The sequence below is a fragment of the Rhizobium etli CFN 42 genome, from assembly GCF_000092045.1.
Classification (GTDB): domain Bacteria; phylum Pseudomonadota; class Alphaproteobacteria; order Rhizobiales; family Rhizobiaceae; genus Rhizobium; species Rhizobium etli.
In genome coordinates, this window is sequence record NC_007765.1 from 270,369 (window position 1) to 297,197 (window position 26,829).

The following is a 26,829-nucleotide window of genomic DNA, read 5'->3' on the forward strand; positions in this document are numbered from 1 at the left end:
CATATCTCCTTCTCGGCCTCGATAGTGTCCCGTGTAACAACGGATTTCGGTAGCGGCGGCAGGCCGTTCGGAACCTGGTAATCAAGGTCCGAGCCCCACACGCCCATGAGCCGGGTCAGTTCCACCTTGGCAAGCCGCGCCGCCAGTCGGGCCTTCGCCGTCTCGCCGGCAAGTTCGGCGACGAACACGTGCTCGCGGGCCTGGGCGCCCTTGGTCATCGCGCCTGTCTCGCCGAGCTTCTCCGCCAGTTCGGAAGCGGCGTCCGCCGCTGCCTGGGCGCGCTGGAGCTGGCCGACCGTCTCCCAAGCCGCCACCGCCCCAATCCAGGCACGTCGCGTATCGGCGGCGACCTGGAGCGTCCTGACGGCCGCGGTCAGTTGCGCTTGGCGGAACCGGGTGTCGGCGATCGCTACGTCCCGGTTCCTCGTCTCGAGCGCCAGCATGTTCGTCGTGATCATCGCCTCGATGGTCTTGAACGCCTGAAGTTCCGGCGTCCCTATGCCCGTCATGCCGATGGCAACGGTCGGGTTGATGAACATCGCCGACTGCCAAGCATTGGCCGCGCTGTCGCCGAGATCGGCGTAGGCGGCCTGCAGGCCCTTGTTGTTGAGCAGGGTGATCTGAACGGCAGTCTCGACATCAATGACCTTGTTTTTCGCTAGCAGGCGTTTTACCTGCGCGGCTGCCGAGCGGGCCTGGCTCTGTATCCAGACCGTCAAGCCGGCCATTGCGGCGCCGGCGGACTCAAGATGCGCAGAAGCAGACGGAGGCCCATCAGAACTCCGATCAACATCCCTGCATATTTGTGAACGTTGTGCTGGAAGAGATCGAAGGATGATGGCGTCACGGCCATATGGGCGGCATGATGCGTGCGTTCGATGCTGCCGCCGGTGAAATACTGGACGGGAAGAAGCAGAGCGATCAGCCAGTGAAGGCCTATCTGTGTCGTAGAATAGCTGCCTTTCATCATCCCCTCCGGACATGCTCCACAACTATCCTGCCGCAGTTAATGCTTCGTCGCTTCAGGCACTGTAGGATCGTCGCCCGCCGCGTGCCGACATTCCGCCCTTTTTTGGTCGGTCAGTTTGCCTCTCCGTTGGCGCGACCGGCGGGACAACCACATGCGAGGTTCTCGATGCTTCCGGCGCCGTCATCGCCGTGTCCACGCTGGTTGCACCGGCGAGTGCGGATAGCATCAGCGACCGTCAGGCCGATATGAAACCCATGGCCGCGGCGGCGAAGACCGTGGCTGAGATGTTCCGGAACCCCAACACCTATTCGTCGAAGGAATTCGCGGCCGCCGCCGGCACCATCGCCGAGAAGTCGGGCGAGGTGCTTGCCAGGGCATTTCGCGGATGGCATTGTGGATGCGAGATCGGAAGCGAAGCCTGACATCGCCGAGGAGCGTGATCGCTTCGATCGTCTTGCCGGGGATCTTCGGGCCTATGCGCGTGCACTCGACGCGGCGGCGAAAGCCAATCCCGGGGCGATGACCGATAGCATGCGGATGCGGCCGGATGAGCCGATCGGCGGCGGACCGCTCGGAACCCATGTCGCCAACGCGTCGAGCCTGTCGTCGCTTCCCGCCGAACACATTTTCCACCTGATGCTGCAGACCTGCACGACCTGCCATGCGCGGTTCAGGATGGAGCGCTGACGCGAGGAGCCTGCACGCAGGCGGCGTCCGGCTCATCGCCGGCGAAACAAACCCATGAGGCAATTAAACCACCTAGCCCAGATCATCGGATCGATGATTTCAGGCGTGGACAGCCGCGTGAGCCGGTCGAGCCGAGGCAGAAGAAACGCGGCCCAGTCGTCGAGGTCGCTCTTGGTGAAGTAGGGCAGCCAGACGTCGGAAGGACCATCCCATTGTCTTGGATTTGCTTTCGCCAGATCGCCGAGTTTCACCAAGACAAGTCCGCCGTCGTCTCCGACAACCTCGACGTCCGGATCGGGATCCGGCCGGGGAAGGCGGGCGATGATGTGCTCTTCCAAAGCCTTGCCGATGGCTCGGTCAGCCTCGTCCAGATGGCGCAATATTCTCGTATCGCCAGCGGCGCCCACACCTTCCGAAAGGTTGAGCGTAAACTTGCCGCCGGTAAGGCTGTTCGAATATTGCGATACCTGTAGCCAGAAAACTCGTCTGCCTTGGACAAAGCTGCACTTGCCAGCCGCTTGCGATTGCCAGCCGAGCTCCTGAAATCTCGCGACCAGCAGCGAGCGCATATGTCGGTGAAAATCTTTGCTTTTCACATAGTCGCGCATGGTTCGGAGCCTCCGCTTTCGGCCGCAACGTCTGGAACATCTCACGGCAGAATCGACGCCGCAATGTCTGAACTTGGCAATGTGGTTCGGTGCGATCGGCTCCTGAGTGCAAACAGCGCTTGACGCCTTCCCAACTTTGCGAAATGCTAAGATGTCAGACCAATTTCATTTCTGACTGCCTGATAAGAAAATGGGGAACCATGAAGGCAAACAGCAGCGACAGGCCGGTGATCCGGCCGCTTCCTGTTATCGACCGCGCGCGTCAGGTGACCGATGCGTTGGCGGATTATGTCGAAGACGCGCGCCTGCAGGCCGGGGATCGGTTGCCGCCGGAGCGGGAGCTGATGGCCGCCCTTGCCGTCGGGCGTTCGACCATTCGCGAAGCGATCCGCCATTTTCAGGCGCTCGGCGTCATCGAGACGCGCAAGGGCAGCGGCACCTATCTGCTGAAACCGGTTTCGAGGGCAACGATCCATATGCCGCTGTCGTTCGACGCGGCGCATCTGCGCGACGCGCTGCTGCAGACGCTCGAAGTGCGCCGCGGCATCGAATGCGAGGCGGGCATGGTCGCGGCGCGGCGGCGTACCGCCAAGGACCTCGTCGTCATCGAGGAGAAGTTGAACGAGATGGAGCGGGTGCATCTGGAAAAGGGCACATCGGGCCCGGAGGATCTGGCCTTCCATCTCGCCGTCTACGACGCCACCCATAATCCGCTGTTTCGCCAGTTGCTTGAACAGATGCGCGAGACCTTCGAGCGCTTCTGGGAGCATCCCTTCGACCGGCAGGATTTTGCCCGCCGGTCCTTTCCCTTTCACCGCACCCTTTTCAACGCGATCGCCGCCGGAGATGCCGAGGCGGCGCGCGCCGAAACGTTGAAAATTCTCGATATCGTCGAGGAAGACATCAAGGAAATGTCCAAATGAGCAGCGGCGCAGACCCGTTCGATCTTGCTTCCATCATCACCGCCCATGACGACGGCAATTTCGCCGACGCCGTCGTGCCGCCGATCTTCCAGACCTCGCTTTTCACCTTTTCCGATTATGACGAGATGATCACTGTCTATCGCGGCGAGAAGGTGCGGCCGACCTATACGCGAGGGCTGAACCCGACGGTGCGGGCCTTCGAGGACATGCTAGCCAAGCTCGAAGGCGGCGAGGATGCGCTGGGTTTTGCCAGCGGCATGGCGGCGATCTCTTCGGCCGTCCTAAGCTTCGTCGAGCCGGGCGACCGCATCGTCGCCGTCAAGCACGTCTATCCCGATGCCTTCCGCCTGTTCGGCACCATTCTGAAACGGATGAAGATCGAGGTGACCTATGTCGACGGGCGTGACGAGGAGGCCGTCGCCAGAGCGTTGCCGGGCGCCAAGCTCTTGTACTTGGAAAGCCCAACGAGCTGGGTGATGGAGGCGCATGACGTTGGCGCGCTCGCAGCGCTGGCCAAGCGCCACGGCGCCGTCTCGATGATCGACAACAGCTGGGCGAGCCCGTTCTTCCAGCGGCCGCTGACACTCGGCGTCGATCTCGTCATCCATTCGGCCTCGAAATATCTCGGCGGTCACAGCGATGTCGTGGCAGGCGTCGTCGCCGGCTCGAAGGAGATGATCGCCCGCGTCAAGGCCGAGGCCTATCCCTATCTCGGCGGCAAGCTTTCGCCCTTCGACGCCTGGCTGCTGATCCGCGGCCTGCGCACCCTGCCGCTGCGCATGAAGGCGCATGAGGCCTCGGCTCTGGAAATTGCGAGGCGCCTGCAGCGGCTGGAGGTGGTGGAAACCGTCTGCCATCCAGGCCTCGCCAACCGTCTGCCCGCGGGGCTCAACGGCACGTCGGGCCTGTTTTCCTTCATCTTCCGCGAAGGCGTCGATATCCGCCGCTTCGCTGATCACCTCAAGCTTTTCAAACTGGGTGTGAGCTGGGGTGGGCACGAAAGCCTGATCGTACCGGGCGAGGTGGTGCTGCAGCAGAAGGCACAGCCGAATTCCGCGCAAACCTTTGGCATCCATGCGCGATCCGTACGTCTCCATGTCGGCCTCGAAGGAACCGAGGCGCTGTGGAGAGACATCGAGGAGGCGCTCGCCGCCGCCTCGCAATCTTGAAACCGAGAGAACCTAACAAGGGGGAACTGAGCATGAAAAAACTAATAATCTCGACGCTCTTTGCTTCGATGATGGCGGGTACGGCGTTTGCCGATACGACGCTGAAGCTTGTCGAAGTCATCACCAGCCCGGAGCGCACCGAAACGCTGAAATCGATCGTCGGCAAGTTCGAGGCCGCCAATCCCGGCACCAAGGTCGACATCATCTCGCTGCCCTGGAACGAAGCCTTCCAGAAGTTTGCGACCATGGTGTCGGCCGGCGACGTCCCCGATGTGATGGAGATGCCCGATACCTGGCTGTCGCTCTATGCCAATAACGGCATGCTCGAAAGCCTGGAGCCCTATCTCGAAAAGTGGGAGCACACCAAGGAGCTGACGCCGCGTGCGCTCGAGCTCGGCCGCGACGTCAAGGACACCGCCTATATGCTGCCCTACGGCTTCTATCTCAGGGCGATGTTCTACAACAAGAAGCTGCTTTCCGAAGCCGGGGTCGCCGCGCCGCCGAAGACGCTGGAGGAGTTTACCGCCGCCTCGGAAAAGGTCTCCAAGCTGCCCGGCAAATACGGTTACTGCATGCGCGGCGGACCGGGCGGTCTGAACGGCTGGATGATCTTTGCCGCCACGATGGCCGGCGACAACAAGTACTTCAAGGAAGACGGTACCTCGACCATGAACAGCGAAGGCTGGGCAAAGGGCATCGAATGGATGGTCGATCTCTACAAGAAGGGCTATGCGCCGAAGGACAGCGTCAACTGGGGCTTCAACGAAGTCGTCGCCGGCTTCTATTCCGGTACCTGCGCCTTCCTCGACCAGGATCCGGATGCGCTGATCGCCATCGCCGAACGCATGAAGAAGGACGACTTCGGTGTTGCGCCGCTGCCGAAGGGTCCTGACGGCAAGTCCTTCCCGACCATCGGTTACGGCGGCTGGTCGATGTTTTCGACGAGCGCCAATAAGGATCTTTCCTGGAAGCTGATCGCCACTCTCGAAGGGCCGGAAGGCAATATCGAGTGGAACAAGCGCATCGGCGCGCTGCCGGCCTATACCGCGGCCGAAAAGGATCCCTTCTATGCCGGTGATCAGTTCAAGGGCTGGTTCGAGGAACTAGCGGACCCGAATACTGTGCCGACCGTCATGCCGACCTATCTGGAAGAGTTCGCCTTCTTCAAGGACTCGCTCGCGATCAAGACCTCGCAGCAGGCCTTGCTTGGCGATATTTCGGCGAAGGATCTGGCCGATCAGTGGGCGGATTATCTAACCAAGGCGCAGCAGAAATTCTTGAGCAAGAAGTAGCTGGATAAGGGGGCTTCGAGACAGAAGCCCCCTCATCCGCCTGCCGGCACCTTCTCCCCGTTGGGGAGAACAGACTCGTGGCGGCGCCTCATTTCCCTTCTCCCCACCGGGGAGAAGGGGGCCCGAAGGGTCGGATGAGGGGCCGTATGCGCAGCCTTGATCCACACATTTGGAAACCGCAATCCGATGACCATTTCCGCCGATATGCTCGACATGCGACGCGACCGCAGGCCGTGGCTGCGTCGTCTTGCCGATGGTTCGGAGCCCTATCTCTACAGTGCTCCATCGTTGATCCTGATCATTGCGGTGATGCTGGTGCCGCTGACACTCGGGCTGTCCTATGCCTTCCGCGATATCCAGCTGCTCAATCCCTTTTCCGGCGGCTTCATCGGGCTCGAGCATTTCCGCGAGTTGTCGAGCGACGCGGCTTTTTACGGCGCGTTGAGGAATACGCTCTGGTGGACCGGCGCCTCGGTCGTCTTGCAATTCATCTTCGGCCTCATCCTGGCGTTACTGCTCGACAAGCCGTTCCCGGGCCGGGCGATCGCGCAGGCGCTGGTCTTCCTGCCCTGGGCGGTGCCGTCCTTTCTCGCCGGTCTGAACTGGGCCTGGCTGTTCAATCCGGTCATCGGGCCGATCCCGCACTGGCTCTTCGCGCTCGGGCTGATGCATGAGCCGGGCAACATTCTATCCGATCCCGATCATGCGATGTGGGGGCCGATCGTCGCCAATGTCTGGTGGGGCATTCCGTTTTTTGCCATCACCCTGCTTGCGGCGCTGCAGGCGATTCCGCGCGATCTCTACGAGGCGGCCTCGATCGACGGCGCCGGCTGGTTCCAGCGTTTCCGCTCGATCACCCTGCCGTTTCTGGCGCCGACGATCGCCATCACCGTGCTCTTGCGCACCGTCTGGATTTCCAATTTCGCCGATCTCATCGTCGTCATGACCAATGGCGGACCCGCCGACCGCACCCAGATCGTCGCGAGCTATATCTTCACCACGGCGTTCAAGCGGCTCGATTTCGGTTATGCCTCGGCGATCGCACTGGTGCTGCTCGCGCTGCTGCTTGCCTATTCGATGCTGATCATCCTGCTGCGGCAGACGCTGCTGAACAAGGATTGACACCATGAGACGATCAATCCTTCCCACCATCGCGCATCGCTTAGCGATCCTCTGCTACATTGCCTTTGCGCTCTTCCCACTGTTCTGGCTGCTGAAGGTCTCGGTGACGCCGAACGACCTGCTCTACACCGAAGGCGTGCGCATGTGGCCGTCGCGCACGAGCTGGGATCATTATGCCTTCGTGCTGCAGCACAGCGCCTTCCCGACCTTCTTCAAGAACAGCCTGATCGTTTCGGCTTCGACGGCGGTGACCGTGACGATCTGCGCCTCGCTCTCGGGCTACGCGCTGTCGCGCTTCAATTTTCGGGCGAAATACTGGATTGTCGCGCTGATGCTGCTGACCCAGATGTTTCCGCTCGTCATGCTGGTGGCGCCGATCTTCAAAATCCTGTCGCCCCTGCATCTGACCAACAGCCTGACCGGGCTTGTCATCGTCTACACCGCTTTCAACGTGCCCTTCGCCACTTTCCTGATGCAGTCCTTCTTCGACGGCATTCCCAAGGATCTCGAAGAGGCGGCGATGATCGACGGGGCGACGCAATTCACCGCGTTTCGCCAGATCATCCTGCCGCTGACGCTGCCCGGAATCGCGGCGACACTCGGCTTCGTCTTCACCGCAGCCTGGAGCGAACTGCTTTTCGCACTGATGCTGATCAACGGCAATGACGCCGCGACCTTCCCTGTGGGGCTTCTCACCTTCGTTTCGAAATTCTCGGTTGATTTCGGGCAGATGATGGCGGCGGGCGTCATGGCGCTCATTCCGGCCGGCCTCTTCTTCCTGCTCATCCAGCGTTATCTCGTCCAGGGCCTGACGGCCGGCGCGGTCAAGGGTTAAACAGAATGGCATCGATCGATATCCAGAACATCCGCAAAGCCTATGGCCACGTGCAGGTGCTGCACGGTGTCGATCTCGACATCAGGGATGGCGAATTCGTCGTGCTCGTCGGTCCCTCCGGCTGCGGCAAGTCAACGCTGTTGCGGATGATTGCCGGGCTGGAGGAAGTCACATCAGGTGAGATCCGTATTGCCGGCGCCCGAGTGAACGAACTGCATCCCAAGGACCGCGACATCGCCATGGTGTTCCAGTCCTATGCGCTCTATCCGCATATGAATGTCGCCGGCAATATGAGCTACAGCCTGAGGCTGCGGAAGACGGCGAAGGAAAAGATTACCAGCGCGGTGGCGGCGGCCGCCGCCAAGCTCGGCCTCGACCCGCTGCTCGAACGGCGGCCGAAGGCGCTCTCCGGCGGTCAGCGCCAGCGTGTCGCGATGGGCCGCGCCATCGTGCGCCAGCCGAAGGCCTTCCTGTTCGACGAGCCGCTCTCCAACCTCGATGCGCGCCTGCGCGAGCAGATGCGCGCCGAAATCAAGAAGCTGCACGGCGAACTGAAGGCAACCTCGATCTACGTCACCCACGACCAGATCGAAGCGATGACGCTGGCCGATCGGATCGTCGCCATGCATGGCGGCGTCGTCCAGCAGGTCGGCAGTCCACTGGAACTCTACGACCGGCCAGCCAATCTCTTTGTCGCCGGTTTCATCGGCTCGCCGGGGATGAATTTCCTCGAGGCGAATTATGAGGCGGGCGGCGTGCGGCTGAAGGACGGAACGATCGTGCCGCTGGCAAAGCCGCTGCCGCTTGAAGACGGCGCGAAGGTCACGCTCGGCATCCGGCCCGAGCATGTGCTGATGACAAATGACGGAACCGGGCTTGCAACCGCTGTGGAGCTCGTCGAACCCACCGGATTCGGCATCATCCTGCACCTCGCGCTTCACGGCCTGCCGTTCAAGATATTCACGCTCGACCGCGAAGCTCTGAAGGCGGGGCCGAAGGTCAATGTCGCCTTCCCGCCGCAATATCTGCATGTGTTCGATGGCGAAGGACAACGCGTCGGTTGAGCGGTCGAGGATCAAAACTACTCCTCAGGGGGCCTATCTCCTGGTTCGTTCCCATCGCAGAAAGCATCCGGCGTGAAAAAGATCAATCAGATTCAAGGGGATGATCGAGACTCGGAAAACGCGTGAATCATTTTCGCTAAGCTATTGAAATTTGATTCGTTTTGATTCGGAACCAATCGTAAAGTGATTCGGTTGACTCGCACTGGTTGCGGCAGGAGCGCGTGCGAAATGGTTGCCCCGAGAGCGAATTGGAAAGGCTTTATCAAGTTCGGGGAAGTGGCTTTCCCGGTGGCGCTTTACACCGCCGCCTCCACATCCGAGCGGATCGCGTTTCACACCCTGAACAGGAAGACCGGCAACCGTGTGCGTCGAGAATTCGTGGACGGCGAGACTGGCGATCCGGTCGAGCGCGAGGACCAGGTCAAGGGTTTTGAGATCGAGGACGGTCGCTATGTCGTGCTCGAGCCCGAAGAGGTCGCGGCTGCCATTCCGGAAAGCGACAAGACGCTGAAGGTGGAGGCCTTTATTCCTTTTGAGGAGGTAGACGACGTCTATTTCGACAAGCCTTATTATCTGGCTCCCGACAAGATGGGTAGCGACGCTTTCAAACTCCTGAGGGATGGTATGGAGAAAGCCAAGGTCGCGGCCATCGCCCGGACGGTGCTTTTCCGGCGCCTGCGAACGCTTCTCATCCGCCCCCATGGAAAGGGGCTGGTTGGCTCAACCTTGAACTTCGATTATGAAGTTCGCTCCTCCGAAGCGGCATTCGAGGAGATGCCGGATCTCAAGATCGAAGGCGAGATGCTGGAGCTCGCCAAGCACATCATCAACACCAAGAAGGGTGAGTTCGACCCGAAGCAGTTCGACGACCGCTATGAAGCCGCCGTCGCCGAACTGGTGAAGGCCAAGATTGAAGGCCGCACCCTTCCGAAGAAAAAGGCGCCGCCGCCTCCGAAACCGAGCGACCTGCTACAGGCCCTGCGCGAAAGCGCCGGCATGGCGGCGCCGGCAAGGGCGAAGCGCACCGCTGCAAATGCCAATGCCGGGAAGAACAGGCAGAAGGCCGCGCGCGCGTCGGCGCCGAAATCGCGCAGCTCGGGCGGCGCTCACCAACGCCGCGCCGGGTGATCGGAGGCTTCCATGGCGATCCGGCCTTACTGGAAAGGTTACCTCAAACTATCGCTCGTCACCTGTCCGGTGCAGATGATGCCGGCCACCTCCGAAAATGAGAAGGTGCGCTTTCACACACTCAATCGCGCCACCCAAAACCGCGTCGTTAGCCACTATGTGGACGCCGTCACCGGCAAGGACGTGAAAGACGAAGACGAAGTGAAAGCCTATCAGCGCGGCGAGGACGAGTATGTCTTGCTCGAAGACGAGGAATTGGAGAATGTTGCGCTTGAAAGCACCAAGACGATCGATATCGAAGTCTTTACGCCGCGCAACAGTGTCGAATGGATCTGGCTCGACACGCCCTACTATCTCTCACCCGACGATCCGGTCGGCCAGGAAGCATTCTCGGTGATCCGCGACGCGATGGCGGCTGAGGACATGGTCGGCATCTCGCGGCTGGTGATCGCGCGCCGCGAGCGCGCCGTGATGCTGGAGCCTCGCGGCAAGGGCATCGTTCTTTGGACCCTGCGCTACGGCGACGAAGTGCGCGACGCTGAAAACTATTTCGATAGGGTGGACGATCAGCCGGCGGACAGCCAGATGATGCCGCTGGTGCAGCAACTCATCAAGAAGCAGACGCAGCACTGGAATCCGAAGATGGCCTCCGACCCGGTGCAGGATAGGCTGCTCCACCTCATCGAGGCCAAGAAGAAACAGATGAAAAAGCCTGTTAAAGCGAAACCCAAGGGCAGGGAGAAGGCAGAGCCGGCTCCCAGCAACGTCATCAATATCATGGAGGCGCTGCGCAAATCCGTCGATGCCGAAAACCGATCCGACAGGCATTGAGTGATGACCAGATCACGGCGCCCCTCCGCCCCCCTCCTTCGCGACTCCAGTTCTTCGATACAATCGCGACCTGTCCGTCGGCGTGATCCGGACCAGCCAAACCTGCCGTTCGATGCAATGCCGTCCAGAGTGGAGCCCTGCCTGGCGCTGCTGAAGCAGACGGTGCCACAAGGGCCGGATTGGCTTTATGAGGTGAAGTGGGACGGCTACCGATTGGCGCTCCACATCGAGCCAAAGGGCATTCGCATTCTCACTCGTGGCGGCCATGACTGGACCCGTCGATTTCCGACGATCGCCGCGCGGGCAAGAGAACTCGGTGTGTCGAGCTGCATTCTCGACGGAGAAGCCGTCGTCCTCGATGAAGAGGGTCGCTCGGACTTCGGAGCGTTGCAGCGCTCGCTCGGCGGCAGGGGCGGCAAGCGGATCTCGACCGAATCCATATTCTACGCCTTCGATCTGTTGTATCTCGACGGTCACGACCTGACGCGCACGGAACTGTCGGTGCGCCGTCATTTACTGGAAGATCTGATCCCCGCGGCCGACGGTGGCGCCATTCGGTTCTCGCAAGAACTGGATTTGGGTGGCGAGGAACTGCTCGAGCACGCATGTCGTCTGGGCATGGAAGGCATCATCGCAAAGCGCACGGACAGTCCTTACCGCAGTGGCCGCCTCGGGGATTGGCAGAAGATCAAATGTGTTCAGAGCGAAAGCTTCATGATCGTCGGTTACGAGGAATCCGCCAGCACCCGCGGCGGGCTCGGCAGTCTGTTGCTTGCGGGTCGAAAGGGTCACGACTGGATCTATGTCGGGTCCGTCGGCACGGGGTTCAATCGAACCGAGGCGGAATATTTGCGCAAGACGTTGAACCGCCTCCAAACGAAAAAACCGATCGTGCCGCTGAAAGGGAAGCGGCTTGTCTTTTCCCAGCCGACCCTCATCGCTGAAATCGAGTTTCGCGGCTGGACGCGTGAGGGCAGCCTACGCCACCCCTCATATAAGGGGCTGCGCGAGATCCAGGATAATGCTGCCGTCTTCGATATGGCTGATGGCCCGGCTGCGATCAGATGAAGTCGTTCAGGGCCGCGAGCTGCGCCCGCTCCTGGTCACGCGGCATGCTTGCCGGCGCGGCCGAGCTTCTTAATCGCCTGCTCCAAGGGACGCTGCCCCTCACAATAATCCTTCCAGGCGGACGACTTCGATAGCAAGGCAGGTACGGTTCGGATCGTGAACCTTTTAGGGTCGAGGTCTGATTTCACCTGCGTCCACGTCAGAGGCATTGATACCGTCGCACCGGGGCGGGCTCGAGGAGAAAGCGGCGCTACGGCCGTCGCCATGCGATCATTGCGCAGGTAATCGAGGAAAATGCGACCGCCCCTCAGGCTCTTCGTCATCTTGATAAGGTAGAGATCGGGGTTGTTTCGGGCCATCTGCTGGCAGACGTCATGCGCGAAAGCCTTTGCCTCGGGCCATGACAGCGGCTTGCGCTTATTGACCGCAAGCGGGGTCACGACATGCAGGCCCTTGCCGCCCGTCGTCTTGCAAAAGCTGATCAGTCCGAGGTCTTCCAGCCGATCGCGCATTTCGCGGGCAGCGGCAACGACCGTGGCAAAGGGAACGTCAGGCCCGGGATCGAGGTCGAATACCAGACGACCAGGAACTTCCGGTTGACCGGGTTCGCAGTTCCACGGATGGAGTTCGACCGCTGCGATCTGGGCGACCGCGGCAAGGCCTTCGATGCGATCGATCTGCAGGTATGGCTTTTTGTCCCCGAACACCTTGACCAGGTCGAGCAGGTTCGATTGTCCCGGCATCGCATGGCGCTGAAAGAACTGCTCGCCGCCAATTCCATCCGGGGCGCGGATGATAGAGCAGGGCCTGCCCTTGATGTGGTCGATCATCCAGTCGCCGACTGCCTCGTAATAGCCCGCCAATTCTTCCTTCGTGACCGGTTCGCTGCCGTTGGCATCCGGCCACAATGGTTTGTCCGGGTTTGAGATGAGCACTCCCATGACATCAGCCTTCGCACCCTTGCGGCGCGCCGGTGTTTGCCTGGCTCTCGGAACCGGCTCCGCGATGTCCGCTTTGGCGGGTCTTACTGGTGGCTCCGCCTCGACTTCCCGAGCAGGCTTATCTTCGCGCAATCCTTTGAAGGCTGCTTGGCGGACGAGACCGTCCGCGGTCCACCCCTCGAATTCGATTTCGGCGACAAGTTCCGGCTTTACCCAGACGACCTCGGCCTGCTTCTTCGGAGCACCGATACCCGTGAAGGGCGATCTCGCCGTCTCCAGCGCCTTCAGTTTCGGAAGCAACGTTTCGACTTTCTTGGCGCCGTAGCCGGTTCCGACACGGCCGACATAGACAAAATGATCGCCGCGAAAAACACCGGCGAGAAGGGAACGAAACCTGCCGTTGGTTTTGGCGTAGGCGCCGATCACCACCTCGTGCCCCGCCCGGCATTTCGACTTCGCCCAGCTTTCCGTTCGTCCGGATTGATAGGGGGCATCTGTCTGTTTTGAGATGATGCCTTCCAGCGAGAGCTTGCATGCCGATCTGAGGACGGCGTCACCGCCGGTCTCGAAGTGTTCGACGTAGCGGATCCGAGGATCGTTGCCGGCCTCGGTGAGGAGCTCCTGCAATCGCCTCTTTCGCTCGATCAGGGGCTTCGAGCGGAGATCCTCGCCGCCGTCATAGAGCAGGTCGAAGGCGAAGTAGACGAGGCTGGCGGTCTTGCCCTCCGATAGCGCCGCCTGGAGTGCCGCGAAGTTAGGCGCACCTTGCTCGTCGAGAGCGCAAATCTCGCCGTCGAGGATACAATCCGGAAGCCCAGACGCCGCCTCGGCGATTTCGGGGTACTTGGCCGTCCAGTCGAGGCCTTTCCTGGTCTTCAAGGTGACTTCGCCATCGAGCACGCGCATCTGAATGCGATATCCATCGAACTTGATCTCATGGATCCAACCGTCCCCGCCAGGCGGTCGCTCGACCTTCTCGCAGAGTTGCGGCGCGATGAAATCCGGAAGATCAACCGCCGTCGCAGTACCGGCGCGCTTTCCCGCGCTCGCCTCCGACTGCCGCTCCTCGGCGGCCAGTCCGTGATTGCTGTCCCAGACGGCGTCCGCCTGGACCTTGCCGCCCTCCACCATGAAGGGTTTCGGCTTGCGCCCCTTGCCGGCTGCGATCATTTCCATGCTGCGGCCTGAGGCCACGGAGGTGACGTTTTCTTCGAGGATGGAAGCACCGTTCTCGTCCACGGAGAACTCGTCGTGATGCTTGATCAACAGCCAATTGGTACGCTTGCTGCGCTCGCGATCGTTGCGCATGCGCACCAGCACGAAGCTCCCGTGCAGGCGCTCGCCTTCGAGCGTGAACTTGAAATCACCCTTGGAAAGCGCCTGCTCCGGGCTCTTCCTGCCCTCCGGCTCCCAATAGCCGCGATCCCACAGCATGACCGTGCCACCGCCATACTGGCCTTTCGGAATAGTGCCTTCGAAGTCGCCATAATCGAGGGGATGATCCTCGACCTCGACCGCCAGCCGCTTGTCGTGCGGATCGAGCGATGGCCCTTTGGTGACGGCCCAGCTCTTGAACACGCCATCGAGCTCGAGCCGCAGGTCGTAGTGCAGGCGTGTCGCATCGTGCTTCTGGATGACAAAGCGACGGCGGTTGCTCTGTTTGAGGGACCGCTCGCCGCTGGGCTCAGCGGTCTTCTGAAAATCGCGTTTTGATCGATAGCTTGATAGCTTGTCGCTGGCCATGGCTGTTCCCGGATATTCGGTCCTCAAACGAAATAGCGGCGATCGTTGTTCCAGCCGCAGAAGGCGAAGAAGATCGAGGTGCCTCGGCTTTTGAGCTGGCGCGGCTCCTCCCGGGGCCGCGCGATAGATATCTCGAAGTCCGGATCCCGACGTGACCTCCGCACGCTTGGCCCTTAGCGGAGTGCAGCGACACGCGTGGGCCGCACCGGGCGGCGGGTGGCCTGCACCTGCCAGGGAGCCACGACTGCCTGCATGCCGGCTTCGACGCACGCAGCCATGAAAGCCTCCCGCGCGATCAACGGGGCAATAACCCGGTTTAGAGCGCCGCGGCAGGTCTTGACCGCGCGCTGGTGGCGCTCCCCGTGGCCTAATGGCCATTCGTTTTCCAGGAAATCCAAGGCATCATAGACGCCGGTAAAAGTTCGTTCCAGGCCGCATTGCAGCCGGACCGTCACTGGACGAGTCCAGAGCACATCGTTCAGCGGCATTTTCTTCCTCCTTTCGATGCCAGCTTGATCCCCAAGAATATTGGAAATGGCCTCCGGCTGTTCAAGATCGCCGCGATATTCCGTTAATGGCGGTGTGTCGGATGCTGCCTAGAGGACAAATTCCGCCTGCCGCCGTCGGATGCAAGAGAAAGATTGCTACAGCTCCGCGGCTGGACGCTCGGGGAGCCAGGTCATCCCGGCTCCTCAGTGAAAAGCCGTCACAGCACCATCGCCGAGCGGAAAAATCTTTTGCCGCTTCGCCCGGGAGGGCTATATCCTCTGGTGATCTCACTGGACTGGATTGAAATGACCGACACCGTTCTCGACCGTTTTCTCCGTTATATCGTTATCGACACCCAATCCGATCCCTCTTCATCGACGCAGCCGACCACCGAGAAGCAGAAGGATCTCGGGCGGCTGCTCGTCGGTGAGCTGCTGCAGATTGGGCTCTCCGACGCCCATCTCGATGAGCATGGCTATGTCTATGCGACCATTCCGGCCAATAGCGACAAGACGGTGCCGGTCATCTGTTTCTGCTCGCATATGGACACGGCGCCCGATTTCAGCGGCACCGACGTCAAGCCTCAGATCGTCAGGAATTATGCGGGCGGCGATATCAGGCTTGTCGGCGATTCTAGCCGGGTGATCCGTGTCGCCGAGCATCCCGAGCTCAGCAACCAGATCGGCAACGACATCGTCACGACCGACGGAACGACATTGCTCGGCGCCGACGACAAAGCGGGATTGGCGGAAATCATGACTGCGGCCCAGATTCTGGTCGACAATCCCGATATCCGGCACGGAACGATCAAGATCCTGTTCACGCCCGACGAGGAAGTCGGACGCGGCGTCAACAAGGTCGACCTGGATAAACTCGGCGCGAACTTCGCCTATACGATGGACGGCGAGACGGCGGGTCACATCGAGGACGAAACCTTCTCGGCAGACGGCGTCGAGATCGGCATAACAGGCGTTGCGATCCATCCGGGCTTCGCCAAGGACCGCATGGAGAACGCCATCAAGATCGCCGGCGCCATCATCGACCGGCTGCCGAGGGACGTGGCGCCGGAGACGACGGAAGGCAAGCAGGGCTTCATCCATCCTGTCGGCGTCACCGGCTCGATGGAAAAGGCGTCGCTGAGCTTCATCATTCGCGACTTTACCGACGAGGGCCTCGTGCAAAAGGAGGCAATGCTCGAAACCATCGTCAAGCAGGTGATGTCAGCCTATCCCGGCTCAAGCTACCATTTCCAGGTGACGGAACAATATCGCAACATGAAGACGGTGCTCGACCGCCATCCCGAGATTGTCGAGAACGCGCTTGAAGCCGTGCGCCGTGCCGGCATGACGCCGGTGCGCGGCAGCATTCGCGGCGGCACGGACGGATCGCGGCTGTCCTTCATGGGGCTGCCGTGCCCGAACATTTTTGCCGGCGGCCATGCCTTCCACTCGCCGCTAGAATGGGTGAGCCGCCAGGATATGGAAAAAGCGGTCGCAACGATCGTGGAGGTTGCGAAGATCTGGGAGGAGCGCGCCTAAGGCGCTCTTCCCACTTGAACGAAATACAGGTTATCCGCCATTTACCGGGATCTCGCCGCGCAGCATCACGCTGTCATAGGCGGGACGGGGCGTCGGGATCGCGATCCGCATTGCCGGCTCGGGCGCAGGCGCGGTTTCCGGCTGGGTCACCGGAGCCGTTATCAGCATTGGCGCCGTGCTCGCCGTCGCCATCGGATCGGGCGCCGGCAGAGGAACAGGAACGGCCGAGGGTATCAGCGCCTCGAACTGCGGCGGCAGCATGCTTTCGCCGGGCACATAATTCATCGCCACCTCATAGGAAGGCAGCGGCGGCGGCGTTTCGAGCATGCCGTTGGAATCGCGCTTCTCGTAGAAGGCGTTGCCGCCGGCGACCGTCACATAGTGCATGTTGTCGTAGGGAAATTTCAGACCGTCGGTGTGGAAGAACATCGCGTCCTTCACGGCCGGATGGCGCGCACCCTTCAGGAGGATCGCATCGGCCGCGGTGGCGAGTTCTGGCTCGGCCTGCGGCTTGACTTCCCGCGTCATGACCCCAGGCGCAAACTGCTTCTCCTGAGCGACAACACCGCAGATCGACGGTGGGTAGGCGCCCGACGTCAGCCTGTTCATGACGACGGTGCCGACGGCCAGATAACCATCCTCGTCGGAATGCTGCGATTCGAAATACATCGCGCGCTTCAGGCAGTCGCGATCCTTCGCGGTATAATTGAAAGTGACTTTCGCCGCTTGAGCTTGTTTTGTCTTTGCCGGCGTCGTCGCCGGCTTTGGTGTTGTGGTGCAGCCTGCGGCCGCCAGTCCTACGAATAAAATCCCGACCAGGGATTTTCCAAAGGAAATCTCCGCCCTCAACGCCAGGTGCCTCCTATGGGATTAGTCCAGCCCTTTATGATTAACGCGAAAAATCTTTTACTCGTCATATGACTGAAATACAAACAACCAGAGATCACAAAAGGCCTTAGAGACTCTCGCCGGGTGCGATTCCGGCGATTAGCCTGCGGCCGTCTGCTGCATAATCCCCAAAAATTAAGGAATTATGCACCAAGTCAAGCTGTTAGAGAGCCTGCTGCCCGTCGGAAAGGACGCTGAAATTCGAATCAGCTGCGAAACAGCTTCCAGCGAGTGGGCTTGAATGCCACCCGGTTCCGGTCGAGCCTGTCGGCCTCGCTCGGCGGCAATTCGATTTCGATGTGCGGGCGGTCACTGCCGATATCGAGCTCGATATGACGGGTGCCGGCCACGCGGCGGCTGGAGACCGGTTGGCCGGCAATACAGTTTTCCGCTGATTCGCAGAGCCTGACGTCATGTGGGCGGAAGTAGAGCTGCGCCGGTCCGTCCGGCTCGCCCTCGGCATTCAGGCCGAGCGAGCGGCTATCGAAGCGGATGTCGCCGTCGGCGATTTCGACCTGCAGGCAGTTTGATTGCCCGATGAAGCCGAAGACGAAGGGAGAATTCGGATAATCGTAGACTTCGTCGGGCGTGCCGACCTGCTCGATCGCGCCCTGGCTCATGACGACAACCCGGTCGGCGAGTTCCAGCGCCTCGTCTTGGTCGTGGGTGACGAAAACGGTGGTGTGGCCGGTACGGTCGTGGATCTCGCGCAGCCATTTGCGCAGATCTTTGCGCACCTGAGCATCCAGCGCCCCGAAGGGTTCGTCGAGCAAGAGCACATTCGGCTCGACGGCCATGGCGCGGGCGAGCGCCACGCGCTGACGCTGGCCGCCGGAAAGCTGGGCAGGATAACGCTTTTCAAGGCCGGACAATTGGACGAGGTCAAGCAGTTCCAGCGCCCGTCGGCGGATATCAGGCTTCGCAGGCCGCCGCGCGCCCTTTCTGACCCTCAGGCCGAAGGAGACGTTGTCGAGCACCGTCATGTAGCGGAAGAGGGCGTAATGCTGGAAGACGAAGCCGATATTGCGCTGCTGCACCGATTTTTTCGAGGCATCCTCTTCACCGAAGAAGATCTGTCCCTCGGTCGGGCTTTCCAGGCCGGCAATCAGCCGCAGCAATGTCGTCTTGCCGGAGCCCGAAGGGCCGAGCAGTGCGATCAGCTCGCCGGAGCGGATGTCGAGCGAGACATCGTGGAGCGCCGGAAAACGATCGAATTCCTTGCGGATGTTTTGAACGCGTACTTCCATTCCAGATCCTTCAGTGCCGCCGGCTGGCGGAGATTTCAGCGCTGTAGCGCATTTCCAGCAGCGTCTTCAAAACAAGAGTTACGAGTGCGAGCAAGGCCAAAAGTGTGGCGACGGCAAAAGCGCCGGTGAAATTATATTCGTTATAAAGAATTTCGACCTGCAGCGGCATGGTGTTCGTCTGGCCGCGGATGTGGCCGGAGACGACAGAGACGGCGCCGAATTCGCCCATGGCGCGGGCGTTGCAGAGCAGCACGCCGTAGAGCAGGCCCCATTTGATGTTCGGCAGCGTCACGTGCCAGAAGGTCTGCCAGCCGCTGGCGCCGAGCGACAGGGCTGCCTCCTCGTCGGCCGTTCCCTGCTCCTGCATCAGCGGGATCAGCTCGCGGGCGACGAAGGGGAAGGTGACGAACATCGTCGCCAGGATCAGCCCCGGCACGGCGAAGAGGATCTTGATGTTGTTTGCGCTGAGCCAATGGCCGAGCCACGTGTTGGCGCCGAACAAGAGCACGAAGACCAAGCCTGATATCACGGGTGAAACCGAGAAGGGCAGGTCGATCAGCGTCGTCAGGAATGCCTTGCCCTTGAACTCGAACTTGGCGATCGCCCAGGCGGCGGCGACCCCGAAGGCGAGGTTCAGTGGTACGCTGATGCCGGCGACGACGAGCGTCAGGCGGATCGCCGAGAAGGTCTCTGCATCGCCAAGCGCCTCGAGGAAGGGGCCGGCACCTTTGCGAAAAGCCTCGACGAAGACGGCGGCGAGCGGCAACAGCAGGATTAGCAGCAAGAAGAGCAGCGAAATGGCGATCAGCGTGTAGCGCGCCATTCTGTGTTCGGTGGTCACCGAACGCAGTTTCGCGGGTTGAACAGTCGCATCAAGCGCCATAGCCGTACCTCCGCCTGCTCCAGCTCTGGATGAGATTGATGACGAGCAACAGGGCGAACGAGATCACCAGCATGATCGCCGCGATGCCGGTCGCTGCCGCATAATTATACTCTTCGAGTTTGATGACGATCAGCAGCGGTGCGATTTCCGATTTGAACGGCAGGTTGCCGGCGATGAAGATGACCGAGCCGTATTCGCCGACGCCGCGGGCAAAGGCGAGCGCGAAGCCGGTGAGCACGGCCGGCGCCAGCCCCGGCAGCAGCACGCGGAAAATCGTCTGGAAGCGGTTGGCGCCGAGCGTTGCCGCGGCCTCCTCTACCTCCTTGTCGATTTCCTCCATGACAGGCTGCACGGTGCGCACCACGAAGGGCAGGCCGACGAAGATCAGCGCCACGACGATGCCGGCCGGGGTGAAGGCAATCTTGATGCCGAGCGGTGTCAGCAACTGGCCAACCCAGCCGTTCGGCGCGTAGAGCGCCGCCAATGCAATGCCGGCGACGGCCGTCGGCAGCGCGAAGGGCAGGTCGACCATGGCGTCGATGACGCGCTTGCCGGGGAAACGGTAGCGTACAAGCACCCAGGCGAGGATGATGCCGAAGACGGCGTTGATGATCGCAGCGATGAAGGCGCTGCCGAAGCTGATGCGCAGCGCGTTCAATATGCGCGGATCGAACGCGATCGACCAGAATTTCTCCCAGCCGAGCGCGCTCGACCGGACGGCAAGGCCGGAGAGCGGGATGAGGATCAGAAGGGTGAGCCAGGTCAATGTAAGACCGAGCGCCATTCCGAAACCCGGAATGACGCTCGGCCGCTTGAACCGCCACCGCGTGGGGCTATGTGCTTTCATGAAGTCTATTATTGGGCCGGCTTGTAGATTTGGTCAAATACCCCGCCATCGCCGAAGAATTTCGGCTGGGCTTGCTTCCAGCCGCCGAAGTCGTCGATGGTGGCGAGCGTCAGCTTCGGGAAGCGGGCGATATCGGCCGGATCGGCGGCTTCAGGCTTGATCGGCCGGTAGTAGTGCTTTGCGGCGATCTTCTGGCCTTCATCCGAATAGAGGTAGTTGAGATAGGCTTCGGCGACCTTGCGCGTGCCCTTCTTGTCGACATTGCCGTCGACGACGGCGACCGGCGGGTCGGCGCGGATTGAGAAGCTCGGCGTCACGATCTCGAACTGGTCAGGACCGAGTTCTTCGAGCGAAAGATAGGCTTCGTTTTCCCAGGCGAGCAGCACGTCGCCGAGGCCGCGCTGGACGAAGGTGGTCGTGGCGCCGCGGGCGCCCGTGTCGAGAACAGGAACATGCTGCAGCAGTTTCGTCACATATTCCTGCGCTTTGGCATCGTCACCGCCATTGGCCTGCTTGGCCCATGCCCAGGCTGCCAGGAAGTTCCACCGTGCGCCGCCCGAGGTCTTCGGGTTCGGCGTGATGACCTGCACGTCATCCTTGACTAGGTCGCCCCAGTCCTTGATGCCTTTCGGATTGCCCTTGCGGACGAGGAAGACGACCGTCGACGTATAGGGCGTCGAATTGTTGGGCAACTTGGTCTTCCAGTCGGCCGGGATCTTGCCGGTTTTCTTGGCGATGGCGTCGATATCGCCTTCGAGGGCCAGGGTGACCACGTCTGCGTCGAGACCGTCGATGACCGAGCGGGCCTGAGCGCCGGAGCCGCCATGCGAGGCCTGGATCGTCACGGTTTCACCCGTATCCTTCTGCCACTTGGCGGCAAAGGCAGCGTTGAAATCCTTATACAATTCGCGAGTCGGATCATAGGAAACGTTGAGAAGCGTTTGATCGGCGAATGCCGGAGCGATGCCCCCGATCGCGAAGCTGCCTGCCATGACCGCGGCTGCGATGAGCCGGGTGAACCGTCGTGTCTGCATTGAGGAACCCTCTCCTGTTTGTGTCATAACTCTATCAAGTCAGTCGTATAATGAAACAAAGGTTCTTCCGGTTCCGGCCTTGGCGTTAGAATGTCATTCCATTTCGAGGCTGATTTGGAAATGGGCGTGCCGAAGTTGGCCGCGGCCAATTGGTTTGGCCCCGACCATGTCGCAGACCGTGTTTTTTTGGCCACAGTTCTTCCACGAAAGCGCCATGGTGATGCCGATTTTTGCGATGGTTTTGCCGCGATGACACTTGCGGATTCCTATATGGCATCCGTGCGGTCGTGTTCACCGGCCGCTACGTGGGGGCATCCCTTGAAATGCGCCTCACAATTCAAACCTGTTAGGGCCATTCAAAATGAATATCAGGACTATCCTTTTTGCCTCCGTTGCCGCCCTTGCCGCGGCCTCCGGAGCACGCGCTGCCGACGCCATCGTGGCGGCAGAACCCGAGCCCGTGGAATATGTTCGCGTTTGCGACGCTTACGGGACCGGCTATTTTTATATTCCGGGAACGGAAACATGCCTTTCGATCGGCGGTTATATCCGTACCGAAGTGCGCTTCGGTGACAATATTGCCGGCGATTCCGACGTAAACTTCTGGACTCGCGGTCAGGTCACCTTCCAGGCCAAGAACGATACCGAGTACGGCACGCTCACCGGCGTCCTGACGCTGCGTTACAATGTCGACAACGCCTCCGATCAGGAAGCGCTGCTCGATGAAGGCTATATCGACATTGCCGGCTTCCGCGTCGGTAAACTCTATAGCTGGTGGGATGACGACATGAGCGGCGAAACCGATACGCTCGCCAGCAACGAGACCACCCATAACTCGATCCGTTATCAGTACGAGAATGGCGCTTTCGCCGCCGGTCTCTCGGTCGACGAGCTGGAAGAAGACTATGCCACCAAGCCGGGCGAAGGCCCGAACAATTTCGGCGTCGCAGGCCAGGTCTCCTACAAGGCCGGCGCCATCAGCGCTTACCTGCTTGCCGGCTATGACACCGACACCAGCGAAGTCGCCGTCCGTGGCATCGTCTATGCCGACATCGGCCCCGGCACCCTCGGCATCGCCGGTGTGTGGGCCAGCGGCGCCAACTACTACTACGAAGAGTCCGAGTGGACGATCGCAGCAGAATACGCCTTGAAGATCAACGACAAGTGGAAGATCACTCCCGGCTTCCAGTACTTCGAAAACATCGCTCTCGAGGCTGACGGCAATGGCTTCACCGGCGGCAGCGCCTACACAACAGGCGTCACGATCGACTACCAGATCGTCGAAGACCTGCGTTCGAAGCTGAGCGTGCAGTATCACGATGAGGACGAAGGCGACGACGAAGTCTTCGGCTTCCTGCGCTTCCAGCGCGATTTCTAAGATCGTCTCATTGCAGACGAGCGGGCGCGGCCTTCGGGCCGCGCCTTTGTTACACCTGTCAATCGGCGATGAAATCGGAATAGAATTCTTCGGCCGTCCTTGCCCTGCGCATGGCGGCGAGTACGCCGTCCGATTGCAGCCGCCGCGCGATGGGCTGACAGCACGTTCAGATATTCGCCGCGGTTGTTCTCTCCGAAAAGCAGCACCACGGCGATGTCGGCCGGGATATCGTCGATCGCCTCGAAATCCAGCGGCCGGGAAAAGCGGAGGAGCAGACCGCGCGGGGTGCTCATGCCGTCGATCGCCGCATGCGGAATGGCGATGCCGTTGCCGATCCCGGTGGAACCAAGCTTTTCGCGGGCTTCGAGCGCCTTCAGGATGATCCGCGCGTCGACAGAAAAGGCCATGGCCGCCTTGTCCGCAATGGTCTGCAGCGCCCGCCATTTCGTCGGAGCCGACACGCCGATGAAAGTGTGTTCCGGCCGGATGATGTTGGGAAGGTTCATGTGATTCTCTATATAGTCGGCTCGAAGGTCGGCAACGGGGAAGGGGAGGGATGTCAGTCCGGTTCTCTGAGCCGGTAGCCGACGCCAGTTTCGGTGGTAATATAGTGCGGCTGATCCGGAATTTTCTCGACCTTTTGCCTGATCTGTCTGATGTAGACGCGCAGATATTGCACATCAGCCGCCGGCCCCCATACCTGCTTCAAAAGAAACTGGTGTGTCAGCACCTTGCCCGCATGCTGGACGAGCACGCGCAGAATGTCGTATTCCTTCGGCGACAGTTTTAGTTCCTCGCCGTCGACCTTGACGATGCGCTTGACGAGGTCGATCGACAGCCCGCCGGTCTGGAAGATCGCCCTTTCTCCCTGCTGCTGCAGCCGGTGGCGCAACGCCACGCGGATACGGGCGCCGAGCTCGTTGATTCCGAAAGGCTTGGTGACGTAGTCGTCGGCGCCGCTTTCCAGCGCCTTGACGATGCCGGCCTCGTCGGTGCGGCTGGAGAGGATGACGACCGGCACGGAAAGCCCTCCGTCGCGCCATTCCTGCAAGAGGTCATGGCCCGGCGTGTCGGGCAGGCCAAGGTCGAGCACGACGAGGTCGGGCATGTCGTCGGCGACCGACTGGCGGGCGCTTTCGGCGTTCGGCGCCTCCCGCACCTCGTAGCCCTGCGCGGTCAGGCCGACGCGGAGCAGCTTGCGGATCGGCGGCTCGTCGTCGACGACGAGGATTTTGACGGCTGAACCTGTCATTTGAGTTCATCCAGTTTCGGAATGTCGTTGGGTTTCGGCAGCCGGATGGTAAAGACGGCGCCCGGGCGGCCCCTCCGGTTGCCGGCCGTGATCGTGCCGCCCATCGCCTCGATGAAGCCGCGACAGATGGAGAGACCTAGCCCGGTGCCGGCGCGCACCTGGTCCCCCTTGCGCACCCGGTAGAAAGTGTCGAAGACGCGGGCAAGGTCGGCCGGCGGGATGCCCGGGCCCTCGTCCGAAATCTGCACGACGACATTGTCGGCATCGGCCCAGCCTTCGATTTGGATCACCGATCCCTCGGGCGCGTATTTGGCGGCATTGTCGAGCAGGTTGAAGATCACCTGCTCGAACAGCACCGGATCGACCCGCACCATCGGCAGCTCGGCGGGAATGCTCATCTCGGTCTTGTGGTGCTCGAGGATCTTTGCGGCGCGGGCCAGCGCCGTGCCGACGATATCGCCGGCATAGTGCAGCGCAGAGTTCGGCTCCATCGCGCCGGACTCGATCTTGGTCATGTCGAGCAGATTGGCGATGAAACGGTTGAGACGCTCGGATTCGTCGACGACGGTGGACAGCAGGTCGCTGCGGTCCTCCTCCGGCATCGAGGCGAAATAGTCGCGCAGCGTGCCGGCGGCGCCGAGGATGGCAGCAAGCGGCGTCTTCAGATCATGGGAGATCGAGGTGAGCAGGGCCGAGCGCAGCCGGTCCGCCTCGGCCGCAAGCCTTGCCCGATCGACATCGGCCACGAGCTGGACGCGTTCGATGGCAAGGGCGGCCTGGTCGGCCAGCGCATCGAGCAGCCGCTGCTGCTCGGGCGTCAGCAGCGGCCCGTCGCGGCGGTCGCTATCGAGGCCGATGACGCCGACGGCGGTGCGCCCGGTTCGGAGCGGCACATAAAGCCGCTTGGCGCCTGGCAGGGTATCGGCGCCGCGGCCGGCGGCGTGATTGTGCTCCCAGGCCCAGCCCGCGGCGGCGATATCGGCATCGTCGAGCGTGTCGTCGGGCGGATAGCCGGCCTTGACGGCGATGCTGCCTTCCTCGGGCAGCAGCAACACGACGCGAACCTTCAGCATCGAGGCGAGCTGGAAGGCGGTCGCCCAGAGCACGTCGTCCAGCGTACCGGTGCCGGCGAGTTTTTTCGAGAAGAGATAAAGATCTTCCGTTGTGCGCGCCCGCTGCCGGGCGGCGGCAGCCTGGCGCTGCACGGTCGCGGTCAGGTTGCTGGCGATGATGGCGACGCCGAGGAAGAAGAAGAAAGCGAGCACGCTTTCCGGATCGCTGATCGTCAGCGTGTAGCGCGGCGGCAAGAAGAAGAAGTTGAAGGACAGCGCGCCGAGAATGCAGCTGTAAAGCGCCGGCCGCAGGCCGTGGAGGACGGCGGAGGTCAGCACCGCCATCAGAAAGACCAGGGCGAGGTTACGCACATCGAGCACCTGGTCGAGCACGATGCTGACGCCGAGCGCGATGGCGACATAGACGGTCGCCAGCAGATAGGCCCTGATATCCAGTTGCGGCGCGACGGCGGCGGCCTTGATGCCACGCGCGGTGGTGCCGTCCTTCTCGGTGCCCGATATGACATGGACGCTGATCTCGCCGGTCTTGCGGATCAGCTCATCGGTGACCGAGCGGCCCCACCAGTCGCGCCAGGTCGGCTTCTTCGGCGCGCCGATGACGATATGGGTGACGTTGTTGGCGCTGGCGTGGCGAACGAGTTCTTCGGCCACCTCGCGGCCGGGAATGGTGATCGCCTCGCCGCCGAGCTGTTCGGCAAGCCGCAGTGTGGAGGCGATCGTATCGCGCTCGGCTTCGCTAAGGTTGATCGAGCGGTTGGTCTCGATATAGACGGCGGCCCAGGGTGCCCGCAGCCGCGAAGCCATGCGGGCGGCGTAGCGTACCAGCGAGGCGGAGCGTGGGTGATGGTCGATGGAAACGAGGACGCGTTCGCCCGCCGCCCAGGGGCCGGCGATGGCATGAGCCTGCATATGGGTCAGCAGCTGGTCGTCGACGCGCTGGGCGGTCTTGCGCAGCGCCAGTTCCCTGAGCGCCGTCAGATTGCCCGGCGTGAAATAATTAGTCAGCGCCCGCTCCGCCGTTTTCGGCATGTATACCTTGCCGTCATGCAGCCGCTTGATGAGATCGTCCGGCGTCAGATCGATGATTTCGACATCGTCGGCCAGGTCGATGATCGAATCCGGCACCGTCTCGCGCACGCGGACGCGGGTGATCTGCGAGACGACGTCGTTGAGGCTTTCGACATGCTGGATGTTCAGGGTCGTATAGACATCGATGCCGCGATCGAGCAATTCCTTGACGTCGAGGTAACGTTTCGGATGGCGGCTGCCCTCGGCATTGGTATGGGCTAGCTCGTCGACCAGCACCAGATCCGGCCGGCGGGCGAGGATGCCGTCGAGATCCATTTCCTCGAGCAGCCGGCCCTTGTAGTCGATTTCGACGCGGGGGATGATCTCGAAACCGGCGACGAGCGCCTCCGTCTCCTTGCGGCCGTGGGTTTCGACGACGCCGATGACGACATCGTGCCCGTCGGCGATCTTGGCGCGGCCGGAGATCAGCATTTCATAGGTCTTGCCGACACCGGGGGCGGCCCCCAGGAAAATCTTCAGACGGCCGCGCATCTCCGCCCGGGCTTTTTCGAGAAGCGCATCGGGCGAGGGCCTGCCGGCCTGGTCGCGATTGTCGTCTGGCATGCGTGTGGTCTTTCTGCAAATGCCTGTGCTTGAGGATGGGCGCTACGCCTCCTTCCTCATTCCTGTGCTCGTCACAGGAATCCAGCCACGCGAAGTCCTTCGCGTGAGTCTCCCGCGCCGCCGACGCGGCGCTGCTGGATCCCTGTGACATCCCTTGGGCGAAGCCCTGAGAGCACAGGGAGGAGGG

General features: G+C 61.4%; 21 protein-coding genes and 4 pseudogenes. 12 read left to right on the forward strand and 13 right to left on the reverse strand.

The window, feature by feature from the left end; all coding sequences use genetic code 11:
• Nucleotides 1-11: 11 nt before the first annotated feature.
• Together RHE_RS25270 and RHE_RS33855 are read right to left on the reverse strand one after the other, a co-directional pair.
• Nucleotides 12-836, reverse strand: a pseudogene (locus RHE_RS25270) (TolC family protein); the annotation flags it as partial.
• A pseudogene (locus RHE_RS33855) lies at nt 719-967 on the reverse strand (cytochrome b/b6 domain-containing protein); the annotation flags it as partial. The pseudogenes RHE_RS25270 and RHE_RS33855, both read right to left, overlap by 118 nt.
• A 191-nt stretch (nt 968-1,158) precedes the next feature.
• Between RHE_RS33855 and RHE_RS25280 the strand changes: the two are divergent.
• Nucleotides 1,159-1,657 (forward strand): annotated as a pseudogene (locus tag RHE_RS25280) (cytochrome c).
• Nucleotides 1,658-1,689: 32 nt separating this feature from the next.
• On the opposite strand, the gene RHE_RS25285 reads toward RHE_RS25280, so the two are convergent.
• Nucleotides 1,690-2,265, reverse strand: a complete 576-nt coding sequence (locus tag RHE_RS25285; protein WP_011428096.1) for a hypothetical protein — start codon at nt 2,263-2,265, stop codon at nt 1,690-1,692.
• A gap of 200 nt (nt 2,266-2,465) precedes the next feature.
• Here RHE_RS25285 and RHE_RS25290 point away from each other — a divergent pair, with 200 nt between their 5' ends.
• The 9 genes from RHE_RS25290 to ligD (RHE_RS25330) all read left to right on the forward strand — a co-directional run bounded on the left by RHE_RS25290 (nt 2,466) and on the right by ligD (RHE_RS25330) (nt 11,697).
• The gene (locus tag RHE_RS25290) at nt 2,466-3,188 is read left to right on the forward strand and encodes a FadR/GntR family transcriptional regulator (protein ID WP_011428097.1); all 723 of its coding nucleotides are present in this window, start codon (nt 2,466-2,468) and stop codon (nt 3,186-3,188) included.
• The gene (locus RHE_RS25295) at nt 3,185-4,357 is read left to right on the forward strand and encodes a PLP-dependent transferase (RefSeq protein ID WP_011428098.1); all 1,173 of its coding nucleotides are present in this window, start codon (nt 3,185-3,187) and stop codon (nt 4,355-4,357) included. Before RHE_RS25290 ends, RHE_RS25295 begins: the two co-directional genes overlap by 4 nt.
• Before the next feature lie 32 nt (nt 4,358-4,389).
• Nucleotides 4,390-5,649, forward strand: coding sequence for an ABC transporter substrate-binding protein (locus RHE_RS25300; protein ID WP_011428099.1), 1,260 nt, complete (start codon nt 4,390-4,392; stop codon nt 5,647-5,649).
• Between the two features lie 186 nt (nt 5,650-5,835).
• Entirely contained in the window at nt 5,836-6,771 is a 936-nt protein-coding gene (locus RHE_RS25305) for a carbohydrate ABC transporter permease (protein ID WP_011428100.1), read from the forward strand.
• Nucleotides 6,772-6,775: 4 nt separating this feature from the next.
• A complete protein-coding gene (locus tag RHE_RS25310) occupies nt 6,776-7,606 on the forward strand; it encodes a carbohydrate ABC transporter permease (RefSeq protein WP_011428101.1) in 831 nt (276 codons plus the stop codon).
• 5 nt (nt 7,607-7,611) lie between these two features.
• The gene (locus tag RHE_RS25315) at nt 7,612-8,670 is read left to right on the forward strand and encodes an ABC transporter ATP-binding protein (protein WP_011428102.1); all 1,059 of its coding nucleotides are present in this window, start codon (nt 7,612-7,614) and stop codon (nt 8,668-8,670) included.
• Nucleotides 8,671-8,898: 228 nt separating this feature from the next.
• Complete coding sequence (ku, locus tag RHE_RS25320; protein WP_011428103.1) at nt 8,899-9,798, forward strand: non-homologous end joining protein Ku; 900 nt, start codon at nt 8,899-8,901, stop codon at nt 9,796-9,798.
• Between the two features lie 12 nt (nt 9,799-9,810).
• Nucleotides 9,811-10,629, forward strand: a complete 819-nt coding sequence (gene ku, locus RHE_RS25325) for a non-homologous end joining protein Ku (protein WP_011428104.1) — start codon at nt 9,811-9,813, stop codon at nt 10,627-10,629.
• Between the two features lie 3 nt (nt 10,630-10,632).
• The gene (gene ligD / locus RHE_RS25330; protein ID WP_011428105.1) at nt 10,633-11,697 is read left to right on the forward strand and encodes a non-homologous end-joining DNA ligase; all 1,065 of its coding nucleotides are present in this window, start codon (nt 10,633-10,635) and stop codon (nt 11,695-11,697) included.
• Nucleotides 11,698-11,732: 35 nt separating this feature from the next.
• Here ligD (RHE_RS25330) and ligD (RHE_RS25335) read toward each other — a convergent pair whose 3' ends face one another.
• Both ligD (RHE_RS25335) and RHE_RS25340 read right to left on the reverse strand, forming a co-directional pair.
• Nucleotides 11,733-14,381: a DNA ligase D gene (gene ligD / locus RHE_RS25335; protein ID WP_011428106.1), complete on the reverse strand. Its 2,649-nt coding sequence runs from the start codon at nt 14,379-14,381 to the stop codon at nt 11,733-11,735.
• Between the two features lie 173 nt (nt 14,382-14,554).
• Entirely contained in the window at nt 14,555-14,869 is a 315-nt protein-coding gene (locus tag RHE_RS25340; RefSeq protein WP_011428107.1) for a DUF982 domain-containing protein, read from the reverse strand.
• 306 nt (nt 14,870-15,175) lie between these two features.
• On the opposite strand from RHE_RS25340, the gene pepT reads away from it, so the two are divergent.
• The gene (gene pepT, locus RHE_RS25345) at nt 15,176-16,408 is read left to right on the forward strand and encodes a peptidase T (protein WP_011428108.1); all 1,233 of its coding nucleotides are present in this window, start codon (nt 15,176-15,178) and stop codon (nt 16,406-16,408) included.
• A gap of 30 nt (nt 16,409-16,438) precedes the next feature.
• Here the strand turns inward: pepT and RHE_RS25350 are convergent, their stop codons facing one another.
• The 5 genes from RHE_RS25350 to RHE_RS25370 form a co-directional block, all read right to left on the reverse strand.
• The gene (locus tag RHE_RS25350; RefSeq protein WP_011428109.1) at nt 16,439-17,257 is read right to left on the reverse strand and encodes a cell wall hydrolase; all 819 of its coding nucleotides are present in this window, start codon (nt 17,255-17,257) and stop codon (nt 16,439-16,441) included.
• A 245-nt stretch (nt 17,258-17,502) separates the two neighbouring features.
• Entirely contained in the window at nt 17,503-18,543 is a 1,041-nt protein-coding gene (locus RHE_RS25355; RefSeq protein ID WP_011428110.1) for a sulfate/molybdate ABC transporter ATP-binding protein, read from the reverse strand.
• A gap of 10 nt (nt 18,544-18,553) precedes the next feature.
• Nucleotides 18,554-19,426, reverse strand: a complete 873-nt coding sequence (gene cysW, locus RHE_RS25360) for a sulfate ABC transporter permease subunit CysW (protein WP_011428111.1) — start codon at nt 19,424-19,426, stop codon at nt 18,554-18,556.
• On the reverse strand, nt 19,416-20,273 hold the full coding sequence (gene cysT, locus RHE_RS25365; protein WP_011428112.1) for a sulfate ABC transporter permease subunit CysT: 858 nt from the start codon (nt 20,271-20,273) through the stop codon (nt 19,416-19,418). Before cysT ends, cysW begins: the two co-directional genes overlap by 11 nt.
• 8 nt (nt 20,274-20,281) lie before the next feature.
• The gene (locus RHE_RS25370) at nt 20,282-21,307 is read right to left on the reverse strand and encodes a sulfate ABC transporter substrate-binding protein (protein WP_011428113.1); all 1,026 of its coding nucleotides are present in this window, start codon (nt 21,305-21,307) and stop codon (nt 20,282-20,284) included.
• A 361-nt stretch (nt 21,308-21,668) separates the two neighbouring features.
• Here RHE_RS25370 and RHE_RS25375 point away from each other — a divergent pair, with 361 nt between their 5' ends.
• Nucleotides 21,669-22,685, forward strand: coding sequence for a porin (locus RHE_RS25375; protein ID WP_011428114.1), 1,017 nt, complete (start codon nt 21,669-21,671; stop codon nt 22,683-22,685).
• 58 nt (nt 22,686-22,743) lie between these two features.
• Here the strand turns inward: RHE_RS25375 and RHE_RS25380 are convergent.
• From RHE_RS25380 to RHE_RS25390, 3 genes and pseudogenes are all read right to left on the reverse strand, one after another.
• Nucleotides 22,744-23,191, reverse strand: a pseudogene (locus RHE_RS25380) (PTS sugar transporter subunit IIA).
• 53 nt (nt 23,192-23,244) lie between these two features.
• Nucleotides 23,245-23,937 (reverse strand): response regulator transcription factor, encoded by a 693-nt coding sequence (locus tag RHE_RS25385; protein WP_011428116.1) that lies wholly within the window; start codon nt 23,935-23,937, stop codon nt 23,245-23,247.
• The gene (locus RHE_RS25390; protein ID WP_011428117.1) at nt 23,934-26,642 is read right to left on the reverse strand and encodes a sensor histidine kinase; all 2,709 of its coding nucleotides are present in this window, start codon (nt 26,640-26,642) and stop codon (nt 23,934-23,936) included. The genes RHE_RS25385 and RHE_RS25390 overlap by 4 nt, the downstream gene beginning before the upstream one ends.
• Between the last annotated feature and the right edge of the window lie 187 nt (nt 26,643-26,829).

What these genes read in the sequence shown, in the direction of transcription:
- RHE_RS25285 (WP_011428096.1), bottom strand. Translation starts at nt 2,265, where the DNA reads ATGCGCGACTATGTGAAAAGCAAAGATTTTCACCGACATATGCGCTCG.
- RHE_RS25290 (WP_011428097.1), top strand. Translation starts at nt 2,466, where the DNA reads ATGAAGGCAAACAGCAGCGACAGGCCGGTGATCCGGCCGCTTCCTGTT.
- RHE_RS25295 (WP_011428098.1), top strand. Translation starts at nt 3,185, where the DNA reads ATGAGCAGCGGCGCAGACCCGTTCGATCTTGCTTCCATCATCACCGCC.
- RHE_RS25300 (WP_011428099.1), top strand. Translation starts at nt 4,390, where the DNA reads ATGAAAAAACTAATAATCTCGACGCTCTTTGCTTCGATGATGGCGGGT.
- RHE_RS25305 (WP_011428100.1), top strand. Translation starts at nt 5,836, where the DNA reads ATGACCATTTCCGCCGATATGCTCGACATGCGACGCGACCGCAGGCCG.
- RHE_RS25310 (WP_011428101.1), top strand. Translation starts at nt 6,776, where the DNA reads ATGAGACGATCAATCCTTCCCACCATCGCGCATCGCTTAGCGATCCTC.
- RHE_RS25315 (WP_011428102.1), top strand. Translation starts at nt 7,612, where the DNA reads ATGGCATCGATCGATATCCAGAACATCCGCAAAGCCTATGGCCACGTG.
- ku (WP_011428103.1), top strand. Translation starts at nt 8,899, where the DNA reads ATGGTTGCCCCGAGAGCGAATTGGAAAGGCTTTATCAAGTTCGGGGAA.
- ku (WP_011428104.1), top strand. Translation starts at nt 9,811, where the DNA reads ATGGCGATCCGGCCTTACTGGAAAGGTTACCTCAAACTATCGCTCGTC.
- ligD (WP_011428105.1), top strand. Translation starts at nt 10,633, where the DNA reads ATGACCAGATCACGGCGCCCCTCCGCCCCCCTCCTTCGCGACTCCAGT.
- ligD (WP_011428106.1), bottom strand. Translation starts at nt 14,381, where the DNA reads ATGGCCAGCGACAAGCTATCAAGCTATCGATCAAAACGCGATTTTCAG.
- RHE_RS25340 (WP_011428107.1), bottom strand. Translation starts at nt 14,869, where the DNA reads ATGCCGCTGAACGATGTGCTCTGGACTCGTCCAGTGACGGTCCGGCTG.
- pepT (WP_011428108.1), top strand. Translation starts at nt 15,176, where the DNA reads ATGACCGACACCGTTCTCGACCGTTTTCTCCGTTATATCGTTATCGAC.
- RHE_RS25355 (WP_011428110.1), bottom strand. Translation starts at nt 18,543, where the DNA reads ATGGAAGTACGCGTTCAAAACATCCGCAAGGAATTCGATCGTTTTCCG.
- cysW (WP_011428111.1), bottom strand. Translation starts at nt 19,426, where the DNA reads ATGGCGCTTGATGCGACTGTTCAACCCGCGAAACTGCGTTCGGTGACC.
- cysT (WP_011428112.1), bottom strand. Translation starts at nt 20,273, where the DNA reads ATGAAAGCACATAGCCCCACGCGGTGGCGGTTCAAGCGGCCGAGCGTC.
- RHE_RS25370 (WP_011428113.1), bottom strand. Translation starts at nt 21,307, where the DNA reads ATGCAGACACGACGGTTCACCCGGCTCATCGCAGCCGCGGTCATGGCA.
- RHE_RS25375 (WP_011428114.1), top strand. Translation starts at nt 21,669, where the DNA reads ATGAATATCAGGACTATCCTTTTTGCCTCCGTTGCCGCCCTTGCCGCG.
- RHE_RS25385 (WP_011428116.1), bottom strand. Translation starts at nt 23,937, where the DNA reads ATGACAGGTTCAGCCGTCAAAATCCTCGTCGTCGACGACGAGCCGCCG.
- RHE_RS25390 (WP_011428117.1), bottom strand. Translation starts at nt 26,642, where the DNA reads ATGCCAGACGACAATCGCGACCAGGCCGGCAGGCCCTCGCCCGATGCG.